Source organism: Sulfitobacter sp. HI0027 (genome assembly GCF_001634775.1).
In the GTDB taxonomy this organism is placed as follows: Bacteria; Pseudomonadota; Alphaproteobacteria; order Rhodobacterales; family Rhodobacteraceae; genus Sulfitobacter.
Window position 1 is genome coordinate 1 of sequence record NZ_LWER01000385.1, and the last position, 782, is coordinate 782.

1 protein-coding gene and 1 rRNA gene are annotated in these 782 nt (G+C 51.2%); both read left to right on the forward strand.

The genetic code is table 11. The features are described from left to right. A partial coding sequence (locus tag A3722_RS24955; RefSeq protein WP_236627468.1) for a hypothetical protein occupies positions 1–269 on the forward strand: 269 nt, incomplete at its 5' end. A 16-nt stretch (positions 270–285) separates the two neighbouring features. Next, positions 286–782 (forward strand): 16S ribosomal RNA (locus A3722_RS17960); the annotation flags it as partial.

The following is a 782-nucleotide window of genomic DNA, read 5'->3' on the forward strand; positions in this document are numbered from 1 at the left end:
GCGCCAAGAAGTTAGGGCGCATCTCAGTTTCTTTTGTCTCAACGTTGTTTGAAAATTTGATATCTGAAGAGATATGTGGGCGGTTTGGTTCATTCGATGGATCAACGTCTGTATATCGCGCTCTTAGGCTTCGGCCGATGATAGAGTGTCAGCTTCACTGTTTGGACGGCTTTCGCTACTTTGTAGCTGAAGCACAACAAACAGAGAATGGCTTGTATCTTTCAGTAAGGGATACAGGTCGATGTGCAGAGGTTCGACGTCAAGGATAAGCTAGCAATAGCTTTTCAACTTGAGAGTTTGATCCTGGCTCAGAACGAACGCTGGCGGCAGGCCTAACACATGCAAGTCGAGCGAGACCTTCGGGTCTAGCGGCGGACGGGTTAGTAACGCGTGGGAACGTGCCCTTCTCTGCGGAATAGCCACTGGAAACGGTGAGTAATACCGCATACGCCCTTCGGGGGAAAGATTTATCGGAGAAGGATCGGCCCGCGTTAGATTAGATAGTTGGTGGGGTAACGGCCTACCAAGTCTACGATCTATAGCTGGTTTTAGAGGATGATCAGCAACACTGGGACTGAGACACGGCCCAGACTCCTACGGGAGGCAGCAGTGGGGAATCTTAGACAATGGGCGCAAGCCTGATCTAGCCATGCCGCGTGTGTGATGAAGGTCTTAGGATCGTAAAGCACTTTCGCCAGGGATGATAATGACAGTACCTGGTAAAGAAACCCCGGCTAACTCCGTGCCAGCAGCCGCGGTAATACGGAGGGGGTTAGCGTTGT